We start from the raw sequence: 1,695 nt of genomic DNA on the forward strand, positions 1-1,695 counted from the left end.
GCCTTGCAGACGCCAAGCTTCACCGACGACAAAACCCTGGATGCCTTCTTCGACCTGACCCGCGCGCAGAACGTCGAGCGCGCCTCGGACGCCAGCCGCGAAATCCGCGCCATCACCCTGAATCTGGTCTTTGCCGATGCGAGCAATATCGGCTGGCAAGTCACCGGGCGCTTTCCCAACCGTCGCGAAGGCGAAGGCCTGCTGCCCTCGCCGGGTTGGGACGGTCGCTACGACTGGGACGGTTATGCCGACCCGATGCTGCACCCCTACGATCAGGACCCGGCACAAGGCTGGCTCGGCACCGCCAACCAGCGCGTCATCCCCGACGGCTACGGCATGCAGTTGTCGAAATCCTGGGCGGCACCGGAGCGTGGCGAACGCTTGGCGGAAATGGCTGGCAGCGGCAAGCACGACAGCCGCAGCGTGATCGCCATGCAGTACGACCAGACCACCACGTTCGCCGCCAAGCTGAAAAAAGTCTTCGAAGCACCGGGGATGAAGCAACCGCTGAAACAGGCGATCGACGCCCTGCCGGACGCCGAACGCAGCAAGGCTCGTGAAGCCTTCACGCGCTTGATGGCGTTCGACGGCAAGCTCAGCCCGACCTCGGCGGATGCGGCGATTTATGAACTGTTTCTGCAGGAAAGCATGAAGCAGATCTTCCTCGATGAACTGGGTCCTGAGTCGAGCCCGGCGTGGAAGGCCTTTGTCGCCAATGGCGATCTGTCCTACGCGGCGCAGGCCGATCATCTCTTGGGACGTGAGGACAGTCCGTTCTGGGATGACCTGCGCACGCCGCAGAAGGAAGACAAATCCGTGATTCTCGCCCGCAGCCTCGCTGCAGCGATTACAGCGGGCGACAGCCAGTTGGGCGGCGATCATCGCGCCTGGCAGTGGGGCAAATTGCACAGCTATGCGTGGAAAAACAGCAACGGTCAGACTGTACGCGGGCCGCTGGCGGCTGGAGGCGATCACACCACGCTGAACAGCTCGGCGTTTGCCTGGGGCCAGGACTTCGTCACCACGCGCGCGCCGTCGATGCGTTTTATCGTCGACTTCGGCCAGAGCGAGCCACTGATGGCGCAGAACGGTACGGGGCAGTCGGGCAATCCACTGAGTCCGAACTACCTGAACGGGATCGATGCGTGGCTGAAAGGTCAGTACATCGGCCTGCCGATGCAGCCGCAAAACTTTGATCGGGTGTATGGCAAGACCCGTTTGACCCTGACGCCCGGGAAATAGAGCAAAGATCAACAGCCCCTCACCCTAGCCATCTCCCGGAGGGAGAGGGGACTGATTGGGGGATGCTTGGGTCTTGCGCCGACCTGAAAGAGAGACAGCGAATCCAACATTGGATCAGGCTCAAGGCTGTGCCGGATCCATATTCAACTCGGTCCCCCAGGTCGATGTACCTCACCAGATACCTCGGTCGGCCCCCTCTCCCTCTGGGAGAGGGCTGGGGTGAGGGTAGCGCTTTAAAGCCGATCGAACTTCCAGCCTCACGCCTGCCTCATAGCTAACAAGCCCCCCATTCCGGTCACGACATGGATCTTGTTATTGCCCGACCTGAAGGTCTCTACTGCCCCGCCGGGGATTTCTATATCGATCCGTGGCGGCCGGTCGAGCGTTCGGTGATCACCCATGCCCATGGCGATCACGCGCGCACCGGTAATCAGCACTACCTGTCGAGCAGCG

Annotated in this window: 1 protein-coding gene and 1 pseudogene; both read left to right on the forward strand. The window is 61.8% G+C overall.

Annotation, left to right across the window (positions count from 1 at the left end; translation table 11 throughout):
* Positions 1-1,242, forward strand: a 1,242-nt coding sequence (locus OQK_RS00470) for a penicillin acylase family protein (protein WP_016770633.1), incomplete at its 5' end; no start/stop codon positions are given.
* Between the two features lie 302 nt (positions 1,243-1,544).
* Positions 1,545-1,695 (forward strand): annotated as a pseudogene (locus OQK_RS29795) (ligase-associated DNA damage response exonuclease); the annotation flags it as partial.

It is taken from the genome of Pseudomonas sp. R62 (genome assembly GCF_000257605.1).
Lineage (GTDB): Bacteria > Pseudomonadota > Gammaproteobacteria > Pseudomonadales > Pseudomonadaceae > Aquipseudomonas > Aquipseudomonas atacamensis.